Genomic DNA, 14,019 nt, shown 5'->3' with positions numbered 1-14,019 from the left:
GGCCAGGTAGCCAGCGAAGATGTCGCCGAAGTTGCCGGTCGGTACCGAGAACGCCACGGAACGGGCCGGACCGCCCAGCTGCAGGGCTGCGTGGAAGTAGTAGACGATCTGGGCCATGATCCGCGCCCAGTTGATCGAGTTGACCGCCACCAGGCGGGTGCCTTTGAGGAAGGACTGGTCGGCGAAGCTGGCCTTGACCATTTCCTGGCAGTCGTCGAAGTTGCCTTCGATGGCGATGTTGTGGATGTTGTCGCCGAAGATGGTGGTCATCTGACGGCGCTGAACTTCCGAAACACGCTGGTGCGGGTGCAGGATGAAGATGTCGACGTTGTCGCAACGGCGGCAGCCTTCGATTGCTGCGGAGCCGGTGTCACCGCTGGTGGCGCCGATGATCACCACGCGCTCGTTGCGCTTGGCCAGAACGTGGTCCAGCAGGCGGCCGAGCAGCTGCAGGGCGAAGTCTTTGAATGCGAGGGTCGGGCCGTGGAACAGCTCCATCACCCACTCATTGGAATTGAGCTGACGCAGCGGTGCTACCGCGGCGTGGGCGAACTCACCGTAGGTTTCTTCGAGGATTTTCTTGAAGTCGGCATCGGCGATGCTGCCTTCGACGAACGGGCGCATCACGCGGAATGCGAGTTCGTGGTACGGCAGGCCGGCCCAGGAAGCGATCTCTTCCTGGGTGAAGCGTGGCAGGTTTTCCGGTACGTACAGGCCGCCATCACTGGCAAGGCCAGCCAGCAGGACGTCTTCAAAGTTCAGGGCCGGTGCCTGGCCGCGGGTGCTGATATAGCGCATGGGTACAAACCTTCGGTGCTGAGGCCGGGGCCGCGCTGGCGGCCCGACGGCACTGTTCGTTAATTGAGCTGTTCGACGCGGATGCGCACGACCTTGCCGACCACGTCCTGCAGGGCTTCCAGGGCGACGATGGCATCATTGATGCGCTGCTCGACCACACCGTGGGTCAGCAGAATCATCGGCACCAGGCCGTCCTGCTCCTCGGCTTCCTTCTGCATGATCGACTCGATGTTGATGCCACGCTCCGAGAGAATACTGGCCACCTGGGCCAGTACGCCTGGGTGATCCTTGGCCTGGATACGCAGGTAGTAGGCGCTTTCGCACGCCTCGATCGGCAGGATCGGGTGAGCCGACAGCGAGTCTGGCTGGAAGGCCAGGTGCGGCACGCGGTTCTCTGGGTCGGAGGTCATTGCACGGACCACATCGACCAGGTCGGCGACCACCGACGAAGCGGTCGGTTCCATGCCGGCGCCGGCACCGTAGTACAGGGTCGAACCTGCAGCGTCGCCGTTGACCATCACAGCGTTCATCACACCGTTGACATTGGCGATCAGGCGGTCGGCCGGAATCAGCGTCGGATGCACGCGCAGCTCGATACCGGCGGCAGTGCTACGGGCAACACCCAGGTGCTTGATGCGGTAGCCCAGTGCCTCGGCGTAGTTCACATCCGCGGTGGTCAGCTGGGTGATGCCCTCGGTGTAGGCCTTTTCGAACTGCAGCGGGATACCGAAGGCGATGGAGGCCAGGATGGTCAGTTTGTGCGCAGCATCGATGCCTTCGACGTCGAAGGTCGGGTCGGCTTCGGCATAGCCCAGCGCCTGTGCTTCGGCTAGCACGTCAGGGAAGGCGCGGCCCTTCTCACGCATCTCGGTGAGGATGAAGTTGCCGGTGCCGTTGATGATGCCGGCCAGCCAGTTGATGCGGTTGGCCGACAGGCCTTCGCGAATCGCCTTGATCACCGGGATGCCGCCGGCCACGGCCGCTTCAAAGGCGACGATGACGCCCTTCTCGCGGGCTTTGGCGAAGATTTCGTTGCCATGCACGGCAATCAGCGCCTTGTTGGCGGTGACCACGTGCTTGCCGTTCTCGATAGCCTTGAGCACCAGGTCGCGGGCGACGGTGTAGCCACCGATCAGCTCGATGACAATGTCGATCTCCGGGTTGCTCGCAACATCGAACACATCAGCGGTAATGGGGGTACCGGTAATCTGGCAGTTCGGGTTCTGCGAGCGCATGGCGATCTGTGCCACTTCAATACCGCGCCCGGCACGGCGGGCAATCTCCTCGGCGTTGCGCTGAAGTACATTGAAGGTTCCGCCACCGACGGTCCCCAACCCACAGATGCCTACTTTGACCGGTTTCACTGTGAACTCCCCATTGAACGGCCGGCACCTGCGCCGACCGTGAAACATGCCGTCACCCCATGACGACGGCGTACTGAATGAATTACTTGCTCTGGGCCAGGGCCAGCTTTGCCACCTGCGGTGCCGGCTGGTAGCCCGGAATCACCTGGCCGCTTTCCAGCACGATCGCTGGCGTGCCGTTGACACCGATCGACTGGCCCAGCTGGAACTGCTTGCTGACCGGGTTGGCGCACTTGGCAGCCTTGATTTCCTTGCCGTCGATCATCTTGTCCAGCGCCGCGCGGCGGTCGCTGGAGCACCATACGGCCTGCAACTGCTCATCACCCGGCGAACCGAGGCCCTGGCGCGGGAAGGCGACGTAGCGCACTTCGATACCGCGACGGTTGAGCTCGGGCACTTCGGCGTGCAGCTTGTGGCAATACGGGCAGGTGGTGTCGGTGAACACGGTGATGTGCGACTTGGTCTCGCCCTTGGCAGGATAAACCACCATCTCGGCGGCTGGAATGCCGTTGATGAGCTTGGCGATACCGAGGCGTTCGGCCTTCTCGGTCAGGTTGACCGGTTTGCCATCCTGGATCTGATAAAGGTAACCCTGCATCACGAACTGGCCGTCGGCGCTGGCGTACAGCACACGCCCACCCTGCAGCTTGACCTCATACAGGCCGCTGACCGGGCTGCTGGCGACGCTTTCCACCGGAACTTCCAGTTCGAGGTTCTGCAACGACTTGCGAATTGCCTGCTCGGCGCCGCTGTTGGCATCGGTGGCCGCAGCGACTGCAAAGGTACTGGCCAGCGCCAGGGCGGCGGCGGCGAACATCTGGGTCAAGCGCATGGGAACTCCTGAAGGCGAACCGGGGCCGGGGGACGTCGCACGCGGGAAAAACGCGGCAACCAGGCGGCCCTTGGTGCTAAACCGCTCAAGCCTACCACATCAGACGTGAGCTGAATGGGTCTGAGGGTACCGGTCGGCGGAACATGAAAATCATTCATCCACGCGGGTGATGCTGAGCGTGCAATTGCTGCAGACGGGCCTTGGCCACATGGGTGTAGATCTGCGTGGTCGACAGGTCGCTGTGGCCGAGCAACATCTGCACCACACGCAGGTCTGCACCGTGGTTGAGCAGATGGGTGGCAAAGGCGTGACGCAGAGTGTGTGGCGACAAGGGCTTGTCGATGCCCGCTACCCGCGCCTGGTGCTTGATGCGGTGCCAGAATGTCTGCCGGGTCATTTGCTCGCCGCGTTGGCTGGGGAACAGCACGTCACTTGGGCGGCCATTGAGCAGTTCGCTGCGCCCGTTGCGAAGGTAACGCTCAATCCACACCACCGCCTCCTCGCCCATGGGCACAAGGCGTTCCTTGCTGCCTTTGCCCATCACCCGCAGCACGCCCTGACGCAGGTTGACCTGATCGAGCGTGAGGCTGACCAGTTCGGTTACCCGCAAGCCGCAAGCGTAGAGCACTTCGAGCATGGCCCGGTCGCGCTGGCCGATGGCCTCGCCAAGGTCCGGCGCCAACAGCAACGCCTCGACGTCGGCTTCTGACAACGACTTGGGTAGCGGGCGACCTAGCTGGGGCATCTCCACCAACAGGGTCGGGTCGACGCCAATCAGCTTTTCCCGCAGCAGGTAACGAAAGAAACCACGCAACCCAGAGAGAAAACGCGCAGTGGAGCGTGGCTTGTAGCCCTGGTCCAGGCGCCACGCGAGGTGGTCGAGGATCAACTCGCGCCCGGCATCGGGTAATGCCACCGCATGCTCCTGCAGCCAGCCATTGAACAAGGCCAGGTCACTGCGATACGACATGCGGGTGTTATCGGACAGGCCTTTTTCCAGCCAGAGGGCATCGAGAAACTGGTCGATCAGAGGGTGGTCGAGGGCGGGCATGAAAACTCGGTGGCGAAGAACGAAATGACGCTTAGTCTTTCATAACAACGCAGGCATAGGGAGCCCGCATGAGCGAACAGCAGATACTCCTGAGCTTCGGCGGCATTGGCGCTGCCGCCCTCGCCTGCCAATGGCTGGCCTGGCGCCTGAAGCTGCCGGCCATCCTGTTTCTGCTGCTGTGCGGCATCCTCGCGGGGCCGGTGCTGGGCTGGCTCGATCCGCAGGCGCTGTTCGGGCCGCTGCTGATGCCGTTGGTTTCACTGGCGGTGTCACTGATCCTGTTCGAGGGCAGCCTGACCCTGCACCTGTCGCAATGGCGGGAGATCGGCAGCGTGGTGCACCGGCTGGTAACTATCGGCGCGCTGACCACTTGGGCGGTGATTGCTGTCGCCACCCATTGGTTGCTGGGCTTCGACTGGCCACTGGCGATTCTGTTCGGCGCCCTGACCCTGGTCACCGGCCCCACGGTGATCGTGCCCATGCTCCGGGTCGTGCGGCCCAACGCGACCATCGCCAACATCCTGCGCTGGGAAGGCATCGTCATTGACCCGATTGGCGCGCTGCTGGCGGTGGTGGTCTATAGCTTCATCATTGCCGGCGCCGAGGGTGACGGCCTGAGCCAGAGCCTGATGACCTTCGCCGGGGTCATTTTCTGCGGTTGCGCGCTGGGCGCTGCCGGGGGCTGGATACTGGGCCAGATCATGCGTGCCCAGTGGCTGCCGGAATACCTGCATAACCTGGCCTCGCTGGCGGCGGTACTGGGCATTTTCATTGCCGCCAACCAGATCGTCCACGAGTCGGGGCTGCTGGCCGTGACGGTGATGGGCATGTGGTTGGCCAACATGCCTGGCGTGGATGTCCGGCAGATTCTGCACTTCAAGGAAAACCTCAGCGTGCTGCTGATTTCCGGGCTATTCATTCTGCTGGCCGCACGCCTGGACCTGCACGCACTACTGGCCCTAGGCCCGGTCGTACTGATACTGCTACTGGCCATTCAGTTGGTGGCACGCCCGCTGAATGCGTTCGTCTCCACCCTGGGTTCACCGCTGAACTGGCGCGAACGCGCACTCCTGGCCTGGATTGCCCCACGGGGTATCGTCGCTGCCGCAGTTTCGGCGATTTTCGCCATTCGGCTGCACGAAGCCGGTCATCAGGATGCCTTGCTGCTGGTGCCGCTGACATTTGCCGTGATCATCGGCACAGTGGTGCTGCAAAGCGCCACGGCCAGGCCCCTGGCGCGCCTGCTCAAGGTGGCTGAGCCGGCACCGAGCGGCTTTCTCATCGTCGGTGCCAACGAGCCGGCACGCGCCATCGGCAAAGCCCTGCAACAGATCGGCTGCCGGGTGCTGCTGACCGATTCGAGCTGGGAGAACATCCGCGCCGCACGTATGGAGGGGCTGCCGACCTACTTCGGCAACCCGGCCTCGCAACATGCCGATGCGCACCTGGACCTGGTCGGCCTCGGTCATTTGCTTGGTCTGTCGCCTGCCGGCGAGATCAACGCCCTGGCCTGCGCACGGTTTCGCCATGACTTCGGCCATGGTCGCCTGTTCGTGCTGGCCAGCGGACTGGAAAAACAGCGCAGCGACAAACATCGGGCCGCTGAAGAACATCGTGGGCATATGCTGGGTACAAGCCCGATGACCTACCTGCAGTTGGCCAACCACCTGCATCAGGGCGCAGAACTCTACAGCACCAACCTTACCGAAGGGTTCGACTGGGAGGACTATCAGGCACTGCATGGCGAGCGTGCACACCTGCTGTTCGCCCGTGACGAACACGGCTGGGTGCATGTGGCCAGCCCCGACAATCTACCGGCTCCGCAACCGGGCTGGACCCTGGTGGCCCTGATCGAGCCCGCACCGGCCCAATGAACTCAGGCCTCAGGCAGCACCGGTACCGGCCGCTTGTCCTCGTCGATGGCGACAAAGCTGAACACGCCGTGAATAGCGCGCTCACGGCCATCGAGGTACATGTTCTCGACGAACACATCGACCTGCACCTGCAGGCTGGTGTTACCCACTTTGATCACGCTGCCGACCAACTCGACGATCGAACCCGCAGGAATCGGGTGCTTGAAGTCGATCCGGTCGGTGGACACGGTCACCAGCGGCAAACGACAAAAACGCGTGGCGGCGATGAACGACACTTCGTCCATCCAGGCCAGGGCCGTGCCGCCGAACAGCGTGTTGTGGTGGTTGGTGGTATTGGGGAAAACGGCTTTGGTCACGCGGGTCACCGACAGTTCGGTGCGGCGTTGGATTTCCTGGTCTCGAGGGGTGGTCATGGGTAACTCACAGCGTAAGGAAGATGGGCCAGGGTGTGCCCTTCGCGGGTAAACCCGCTCCCACAAAAAAAGCAGCCCGAAGGCTGCTTTTTTGTTCTCGCAGGGTGGCCGAAGCCACCCGTAAAAACTGCACTCAGGACAGTTTTTCTTTGATGCGAGCGGCTTTGCCGGACAGGTCGCGCAGGTAGTACAGCTTGGCTTTACGCACGTCACCACGACGTTTCACGGCCAGGCTGTCGATCTGTGGGCTGTAGGTCTGGAAGGTACGCTCTACGCCAACGCCGCTGGAGATCTTGCGCACGGTGAAGGCGCTGTTCAGACCGCGGTTACGCTTGGCGATAACGACGCCTTCGAACGCCTGCAGACGGGAACGCTCACCTTCCTTCACTTTAACCTGTACGACAACGGTGTCGCCTGGTGCGAAGGTCGGGATTTCCTTGCTCATCTGCTCTGCTTCGAGCTGCTGGATGATCTTGTTGGTCATGCTGTGCTCCTAAGATGGATAACTTGATCCACCATCGATACGTTAACTATCGTCCCGCTCGCGGAGATATTCCTCGAGCAGCTTCTTCTCTTCTCCAGAAAGCGAGCGACTTTCCAGAAGATCGGCGCGTCGTTCGAAGGTCCTACCAAGGGACTGCTTCATCCGCCAACGCCGGATATGTGCATGGTTGCCACTTAGCAACACGTCGGGAACACGCTGATCCGCATACACCTCAGGTCGGGTGTAGTGCGGGCAATCGAGCAGACCGTCGGTGAAGGAATCTTCTTCCGCCGAGTCCACATGCCCTAAAGCTCCGGGCAGCAGTCGCGTAACCGCATCGATCAGTACCATGGCCGGCAGCTCGCCACCGGAAAGCACATAGTCACCAATCGACCACTCCTCATCGACATGAGCCTCGATAAAGCGCTCGTCGATGCCTTCATAACGACCGGCGATCAGGATCAACGATTCCTGTTCGGCCAGGCCTTTGACCGCTTGCTGAGTCAGCTTGCGGCCTTGCGGCGAAAGGTAGATCACCTTTGCCGATGCTCCGGTCGCTTGCCTGGCGCTAACCAGGGCGTCTTCCAGAGGCTTGATTTTCATCACCATGCCCGGACCACCGCCAAACGGCCGATCATCCACCGTATGGTGACGATCTGTGGTGTAGTCCCGCGGGTTCCAGCAAGTCACCTGAAGCAACCCCTGTTTCACCGCGCGGCTGGTAATGCCGTACTCAGTGATGGCCGAGAACATCTCGGGGAACAACGTGATGACGTCTACGCGAAGGTTACCCATCGTTTAGAAGTCCGCGTCCCACTCAACCCGCATCACGCCTGCTTCCAGGTCGACGTTGAGCACGCATTGCGCCGTATAGGGCAACAGACGCTCGCGATCATCCAGGCTGCCTGCGCAGGGCTTGACCACCATTACATCGTTCGCACCGGTCTCCAACAGGTGATCGACCTTGCCGAACAGTTGTTCGTCCTGGTTGATGACCTTCAGGCCCTGCAGCTGGTACCAGTAGTACTCGTCTGCGGCCAGGTTGGGCAAAAGGCTCCGCGCAATGCAGATTTCGTGGCCGCTCAGAAGACGAGCTTCATCGCGATCATCGAGGCCTTTCAGTTTCACGACCAGGCCCTTTTGGGAGCCACGACCGCTGACCAGCTCGACCTGCTTTACCTTGCCTTCGTGCCGAAGCGTCCAGCGTGGATAATCCAACAGGTTTTCAATCGGATCGGTAAAGGAATACACCTTCACCTCGCCGCGAACGCCGTGAACCGAAAAAATCTTGCCAACGACGATGAGGTCGTCAGCCTTTTCTGGCGTCGCGTTCATATTACTTAGGCAGCGGCCTTGGCAGCGTCCTTCAGCAGCTGAGCAACGCGCTCAGACGGCTGTGCGCCCTGGCTCAGCCAGTAGGTGACGCGCTCTTGGTTGACCGACAGCTTGACTTCGGCGCCCGATGCGATCGGGTTGAAGAAGCCAACGCGCTCAACGAAACGGCCGTCACGGGCGTTACGCGAGTTGGTTACGGTCAGGTGGTAGAATGGGCGCTTTTTCGAGCCGCCACGGGCAAGACGAATGGTTACCATGTGAACATCGTTCCTATAGTCGGTGCTGCAAATCTGAATGCCAAATAGGCACACGGGTGCCCAAAAGGCCGCATATTCTCGGGGAATACACGGACATTTGCAAATGCCTTTTTCGGCAAGGCCCTGCCTTACCGTCCAGATCTGCCGGTTAAGCCACTGATTTTGTGGCCGTTGCCCCGCCGAAGCGGGGGTTTCGGGCACCTGCCTCTAAATAAGGCAGGCGTCCAAAATAGGGGTTACAGCTTCGGCATGCCGCCGCCAGGCAGCATTCCGCCCAGGCCACGCATCATCTTGGCCATGCCGCCCTTGGCGGAGAACTTCTTCATCATTTTCTGCATCTGCTTGTGCTGCTTGATCAGCCGGCCGACGTCCTGCACCTGAGTGCCAGAACCCAGCGCGATACGGCGCTTGCGCGAACCGCTGATCAGCTCCGGATCACGGCGCTCGGCCGGGGTCATGGAGTTGATGATCGCTTCCATCTGCTTGAACTGCTTCTCGGCCGCGCCCTGGGCATTGCCCATCTGCGCCATGTTGACCCCACCGATGCTTGGCAGCTTGTCCATGAGGCCGCCCAGGCCGCCCATGTTCTTCATCTGCTGCAACTGGTCACGGAAGTCTTCGAGGTCGAAGCCCTTGCCCTTCTTGAGCTTCTTGGCCAGCTTGTCGGCCTTGGCCTTGTCGATGTTCTGCTCGGCTTGCTCGATCAGGCTGAGCACGTCGCCCATGCCGAGGATGCGCGAGGCGACACGGTCCGGGTGGAAGGGCTCGAGGGCTTCGGTCTTCTCGCCCATACCGATGAACTTGATCGGCTTGCCGGTGATGGCGCGGACCGACAGTGCGGCACCGCCACGGGCGTCACCGTCGACCTTGGTCAGCACCACGCCGGTCAGCGGCAGTGCTTCGCCGAAGGCCTTGGCGGTGTTGGCGGCGTCCTGACCGGTCATGGCGTCGACCACGAAAAGGGTCTCGATCGGCTTGACTGCAGCATGCAGCGCCTTGATCTCGTCCATCATGTCGGCGTCGATGTGCAGACGGCCGGCGGTGTCGACGATGACCACGTCGATGAACTTGAGCTTGGCTTCGCGAATTGCAGCTTCGGCGATGGCGACTGGCTTCTGGCTGATGTCGGACGGGAAGAAGGTCACGCCGATGTCGTTGGCCAGGGTTTCCAGCTGTTTGATCGCCGCCGGGCGATAAACGTCGGCCGAAACCACCATCACGCTCTTTTTCTTGCGCTCTTTAAGGAAGCGCGCCAGCTTGCCTGCGGTGGTGGTCTTACCCGCACCCTGCAGACCGGCCATCAGCACTACCGCAGGTGGCGCGGCGTTCAGCGCGAGGTCTTCGTTGGCCGCGCCCATCAGGCTTTCCAGCTCGGCCTGGACGATCTTCACGAACGCCTGGCCCGGCGTCAGGCTGCGCGACACTTCGGTGCCGACCGCACGTTCCTTGACGCTGTTGACGAAATCCTTGACCACCGGCAGGGCAACGTCGGCCTCGAGAAGGGCCATGCGCACTTCGCGCAGCGTGTCCTTGATGTTGTCTTCGGTCAGCTTGGCCTTGCCGGTGACATGGCGCAGCGTCTGTGACAGGCGGTCGGTCAGGTTTTCGAACATGGTGATCCTTTCAGGCCCAGTAAAAGCCGAGATTTGTCAGGCGCCCTGGGGGAAATGCACACACCCCGGACACAGCAAGGCGGCGATTATAGCGAAGTGCGGCGGCGGCGCACACCTTGCTGCAGGCCCGCTGGATATTCGGTGGTCTCTCCGGCCATTTCGCGGGTAAACCCGGCTCCACCGGGCAGATGTACCCGCTAAAGGGCCAACACCGTCACCCGGTCTTCCTTGCCAAAGGCGATCTATGCCAAACTCCGTCTCTTTAGGGCTTGCCAACCAGGACTTATGGTCTCCTCACCCAGCCTCATCCCCAACCTGATCGCCGCCGGCCTTTATATAGCAGCGACCGTTTACCAGAGCTTGCACCTGGCTCAGGGCCGCAAAGCCGACAAACGGCTGCTTGGGCTGCTTGGCGCCCTCGCGGTGGTCGCCCAGGGCGGAGCCCTGTTCTTCCAGCTGATCACCCCGCTGGGCCTGAGCCTCGATTTCTTCAGCGCTGCCAGCCTGATCGCCGTGGCCGTCATTACCCTGACCTTGCTGGCCTGCCTGCGCATTCCGGTGGAAAACCTGCTGGTGCTGCTGTTCCCGCTCGGTGCGGTCACTGCGTTGCTGGCCCAGTTCGCGCCTCCTGGCACCGTGCCGCTGATCAACGAGGAGCCGGGCATCCTGGCGCATATCCTGCTGTCGATCCTTGCCTACGGCCTGTTCACCATCGCGGTGTTCCAGTCACTGCTGCTGTTGCTGCAGGACCGTCAGCTCAAGCACAAGCACCCGTCCGGGTTGATCCGCAACTTCCCGCCCCTGCAGACCATGGAAAGCCTGTTGTTCGGCTTCCTCTGGGCTGGCTGGGGCCTGCTGTCGCTATCGCTGATTTCCGGCTGGCTGTTCCTTGAGAACCTGTTCGCCCAGCACCTGGTCCACAAGACGCTGCTGGCCTGTGTCGCCTGGGTGGTGTTCAGTGTGCTGCTGTGGGGCCGAACCCGTCTGGGCTGGCGTGGCCACAAGGCGATCCGCTGGACACTGGCCGGTTTCTGCCTGCTGATGCTGGCCTATTTCGGCAGCAAGCTGGTTCGCGAATTCATCCTGCATATCTGACGGCCGCCCATGGACACCCTGCCGTACGCCCCGCTTCTCGGCACCCTGGCACTGGCACTACTGTGGTCGGCGTTGTTCAGCGCCGTGGATGCTGCCCGCGTCATGCTCAACGGCACGTTGCGCCAGGGCGAAGATGGCCAACCGGTCTTGCCGGCCCAGGCCCTGGTGTTATGCGCCAGCCTGGGCAAGTTGCTGGTGCTGGGCCTGGCATGCCTCATCGGCCAACGCTACAACGGTGAGCACGGCTTCTGGTTGGCGGGCCTGGGTGCCACCCTGGCCTTGCTGGTGTTCGCTGAATTCCTGCCTCGGCGAATCGCCCGACGCAACCCGCAAGCCTTCGCCAGCCTCGGTGCCAGCCTGCTCAAGTTCCCGCTCGCCTTGCTGCAACCACCGGCCTGCCTGCTCGATGGCTGCGCCAAGCTGATATTGCGCCCGTTCCGTGCACAACCCACGGCGGTGGCCCTGCACCCTCAGGAAAGCGACGACTTCGACGAGGACGAACTGGCGGAAACCACCCACCATGGTCTGTTGGAGGGGTTGCAGTCGTTGGACAAAATCACCGTCAACGACATCCTGGTGCCACGCAATGAAGTGGACGGCATCAACCTCGACGACCCTATCGAGCGCATCATCGAGCAACTGATCGTCAGCCGCCATACGCGCCTGCCGGTCTACCACAGCGATATCAACCAGGTAGAGGCCATCCTCAACACCAAGCTGATCAGCCATCTGTTGCCAAAGGCCGAGCTGACCCTGGAGAAGCTGCACAGCGCCTGCTACGAGCCCTACTTCGTCCCGGAAAGCACCCCGCTGCAGCTGCAACTGCTGAACTTCCACAAGCAGCAACGACGCCTGGGCGTGGTGGTGGACGAGTATGGTGAAGTACTGGGCATCGTCACCCTCGAAGACATCCTCGAAGAGATCGTCGGCGAGTTCGAAGACGAGCACAGCCTGGACAACCCCCACGTACACCCACAGCCCGATGGCAGCTTCGTCATCGAAGGCACCGCCTCGCTGCGTGAAATCAACCGCAGCCTGGGTTGGCACCTGCCCTGTGACGGTGGCCCGAAAACCCTCAACGGGCTGGTCACCGAAGCCCTGGAAAGCATCCCGGAAAGCGCCGTTTGCCTGAAGATCGGCCGCTATCGCCTGGAAATCCTCGAAACAGAGGACAATTGCGCCAGCAAGGTACTGGTGTGGACCGTGACCCGATAGCTATACTCGGGTCACGCTTACCCAGCCCCGCCGTCCCGCCTGCTACCCGCACCCGGCGCCACACGGCCAGTCCGCTCCACTGACACGCCCCGCGGTCCTGCTTCAACACCCCGAACAGTGCCCGCTCCCGCCCCTATCCCCCTTGGGCTGCCGTCAGTCGGGCGACCACAACAATACGCTCCGGCGTCCGCGAAACCGTGCCTGCCCTTTGCTGTCGAGTGCGCGCCCTCGCGGGCCAAGGCCATGGAGCAAGACCAGACTGTTAGGGACCTACTTAATGACAACCAGCAGCACTTATGCCGAAGCGCCCGCCGCGCCGGTCAACTCACCGGCACGGGTGGCCACCGCCAGCTTCATCGGCACCGCCATCGAATTCTATGACTTCTACGTTTACGCCACCGCCGCCGCCTTGGTGATCGGCCCAGTGTTCTTCCCGTCCGGTTCCGGTACCGCACAGATGTTGGCGGCGTTCCTGACCTTCGGCATTGCCTTCCTCGCCCGCCCTTTGGGTTCGGCACTGTTCGGCCATTTCGGCGACCGCATCGGGCGCAAGTCGACCCTGGTTGCGTCGTTGCTGCTGATGGGGGCGTCCACCACGCTGATCGGCGTGCTGCCCGGCTACGACAGCATCGGTGTCTGGGCACCTGTCCTGCTGTGCCTGCTGCGCTTCGGCCAAGGCCTTGGCCTGGGCGGTGAATGGGGCGGTGCAGCACTGCTGGCCACCGAGAACGCGCCGCAAGGCAAACGCGCCTGGTTCGGCATGTTCCCGCAACTGGGCCCTTCGATCGGCTTCCTGGCTGCCAACGGGCTGTTCCTGACCCTGGCCCTGGTCCTCAGTGACGAGCAGTTCCGCGAGTGGGGCTGGCGCATTCCATTCCTGCTCAGCGCCGCGCTGGTCCTCGTGGGCCTGTATGTGCGCCTGAAGTTGGAGGAAAGCCCGGTATTCGCCAAGGCGGTTGAACGCCACGAGCGGGTGAAGATGCCGGTGGTCGACCTGTTCGCCAAGTATTGGCTGCCCACCCTGCTGGGCGCTGCCGCCATGGTGGTGTGCTATGCGCTGTTCTACATCTCCACGGTGTTCTCGCTCAGCTATGGGGTTTCGACCTTGGGCTACAGCCGTGAAACCTTCCTCGGCATGCTGTGCTTCGCCGTGGTCTTCATGGCCCTGGCCACGCCACTGTCGGCCTGGCTCAGCGACCGCTACGGGCGCAAGCCGGTGCTGATCGTCGGTGGCCTGCTGGCGGTGGCGTCGGGCTTTACCATGGAACCATTGCTGACCTCGGGTTCGACCACGGGCGTGGCGTTGTTCCTGGCCATCGAGCTGTTCCTGATGGGCGTGACCTTCGCCCCGATGGGTGCGCTGCTACCAGAGCTGTTCCCGACCCACGTACGCTATACCGGCGCATCGGCGGCGTACAACCTGGGCGGTATCGTGGGGGCTTCGGCGGCGCCGTTCTTTGCTCAGAAACTGGTGAGCATGGGCGGGTTGAGCTGGGTCGGCGGGTATGTGTCGGTGGCGGCGGTGATCAGCTTGATTGCTGTGCTGTGCCTGAAAGAGACCCGAGACACGCAACTTTGAGAAAATGGGGCCGCTTTGCGGCCCATCGCAGGCTGACGCCAGCTCCCACGGTTCAAGGATGACTTGGACCACCCCCAATGACTGGATTTGTGGGAGCTGGCGTAGCCTG

14 protein-coding genes are annotated in these 14,019 nt (G+C 62.2%); 4 read left to right on the top strand and 10 right to left on the bottom strand.

Going from position 1 to position 14,019, the window contains the following annotated elements; translation table 11 throughout:
• The 4 genes from thrC to xerD all read right to left on the bottom strand — a co-directional run.
• The coding region (gene thrC, locus PspTeo4_RS28845) for a threonine synthase (RefSeq protein ID WP_322366999.1) at positions 1-798 on the bottom strand (798 nt) is incomplete at its 3' end.
• A gap of 59 nt (positions 799-857) precedes the next feature.
• A complete protein-coding gene (locus PspTeo4_RS28840) occupies positions 858-2,162 on the bottom strand; it encodes a homoserine dehydrogenase (RefSeq protein WP_322366998.1) in 1,305 nt (434 codons plus the stop codon).
• 82 nt (positions 2,163-2,244) lie between these two features.
• Positions 2,245-2,994 (bottom strand): thioredoxin fold domain-containing protein, encoded by a 750-nt coding sequence (locus PspTeo4_RS28835; RefSeq protein WP_322366997.1) that lies wholly within the window; start codon positions 2,992-2,994, stop codon positions 2,245-2,247.
• 154 nt (positions 2,995-3,148) lie between these two features.
• Positions 3,149-4,045: a site-specific tyrosine recombinase XerD gene (gene xerD, locus PspTeo4_RS28830; RefSeq protein ID WP_322366996.1), complete on the bottom strand. Its 897-nt coding sequence runs from the start codon at positions 4,043-4,045 to the stop codon at positions 3,149-3,151.
• Between the two features lie 68 nt (positions 4,046-4,113).
• Here xerD and PspTeo4_RS28825 point away from each other — a divergent pair, with 68 nt between their 5' ends.
• On the top strand, positions 4,114-5,919 hold the full coding sequence (locus PspTeo4_RS28825; RefSeq protein ID WP_322366995.1) for a sodium:proton antiporter: 1,806 nt from the start codon (positions 4,114-4,116) through the stop codon (positions 5,917-5,919).
• Between the two features lie 2 nt (positions 5,920-5,921).
• Here the strand turns inward: PspTeo4_RS28825 and PspTeo4_RS28820 are convergent, their stop codons facing one another.
• From PspTeo4_RS28820 to ffh, 6 genes are all read right to left on the bottom strand, one after another.
• Entirely contained in the window at positions 5,922-6,332 is a 411-nt protein-coding gene (locus PspTeo4_RS28820) for an acyl-CoA thioesterase (protein WP_322366994.1), read from the bottom strand.
• A gap of 133 nt (positions 6,333-6,465) precedes the next feature.
• Positions 6,466-6,816 carry a 50S ribosomal protein L19 gene (gene rplS, locus PspTeo4_RS28815; RefSeq protein WP_003252148.1) on the bottom strand — a complete coding sequence of 117 codons (351 nt, stop codon included), beginning with the start codon at positions 6,814-6,816 and terminating at the stop codon, positions 6,466-6,468.
• A 42-nt stretch (positions 6,817-6,858) separates the two neighbouring features.
• The gene (gene trmD, locus PspTeo4_RS28810; RefSeq protein WP_008094486.1) at positions 6,859-7,611 is read right to left on the bottom strand and encodes a tRNA (guanosine(37)-N1)-methyltransferase TrmD; all 753 of its coding nucleotides are present in this window, start codon (positions 7,609-7,611) and stop codon (positions 6,859-6,861) included.
• A 3-nt stretch (positions 7,612-7,614) separates the two neighbouring features.
• Positions 7,615-8,151: a ribosome maturation factor RimM gene (gene rimM / locus PspTeo4_RS28805; RefSeq protein WP_027920105.1), complete on the bottom strand. Its 537-nt coding sequence runs from the start codon at positions 8,149-8,151 to the stop codon at positions 7,615-7,617.
• Between the two features lie 5 nt (positions 8,152-8,156).
• Positions 8,157-8,408 (bottom strand): 30S ribosomal protein S16, encoded by a 252-nt coding sequence (gene rpsP / locus PspTeo4_RS28800; RefSeq protein ID WP_008094480.1) that lies wholly within the window; start codon positions 8,406-8,408, stop codon positions 8,157-8,159.
• A 236-nt stretch (positions 8,409-8,644) separates the two neighbouring features.
• Positions 8,645-10,021: a signal recognition particle protein gene (gene ffh, locus PspTeo4_RS28795; RefSeq protein WP_023382042.1), complete on the bottom strand. Its 1,377-nt coding sequence runs from the start codon at positions 10,019-10,021 to the stop codon at positions 8,645-8,647.
• A gap of 285 nt (positions 10,022-10,306) precedes the next feature.
• Here ffh and PspTeo4_RS28790 point away from each other — a divergent pair, with 285 nt between their 5' ends.
• The 3 genes from PspTeo4_RS28790 (at position 10,307) to PspTeo4_RS28780 (ending at position 13,910) form a co-directional block, all read left to right on the top strand.
• Complete coding sequence (locus PspTeo4_RS28790; RefSeq protein WP_322366993.1) at positions 10,307-11,116, top strand: cytochrome C assembly family protein; 810 nt, start codon at positions 10,307-10,309, stop codon at positions 11,114-11,116.
• Positions 11,117-11,125: 9 nt separating this feature from the next.
• Positions 11,126-12,331, top strand: coding sequence for a transporter associated domain-containing protein (locus tag PspTeo4_RS28785; RefSeq protein ID WP_322366992.1), 1,206 nt, complete (start codon positions 11,126-11,128; stop codon positions 12,329-12,331).
• A 277-nt stretch (positions 12,332-12,608) separates the two neighbouring features.
• Complete coding sequence (locus PspTeo4_RS28780) at positions 12,609-13,910, top strand: MFS transporter (RefSeq protein WP_322366991.1); 1,302 nt, start codon at positions 12,609-12,611, stop codon at positions 13,908-13,910.
• Positions 13,911-14,019 lie beyond the last annotated feature (109 nt).

This window comes from Pseudomonas sp. Teo4 (assembly GCF_034387475.1).
Classification (GTDB): domain Bacteria; phylum Pseudomonadota; class Gammaproteobacteria; order Pseudomonadales; family Pseudomonadaceae; genus Aquipseudomonas.
This window is presented reverse-complemented; position numbering and strand designations above follow the sequence as displayed.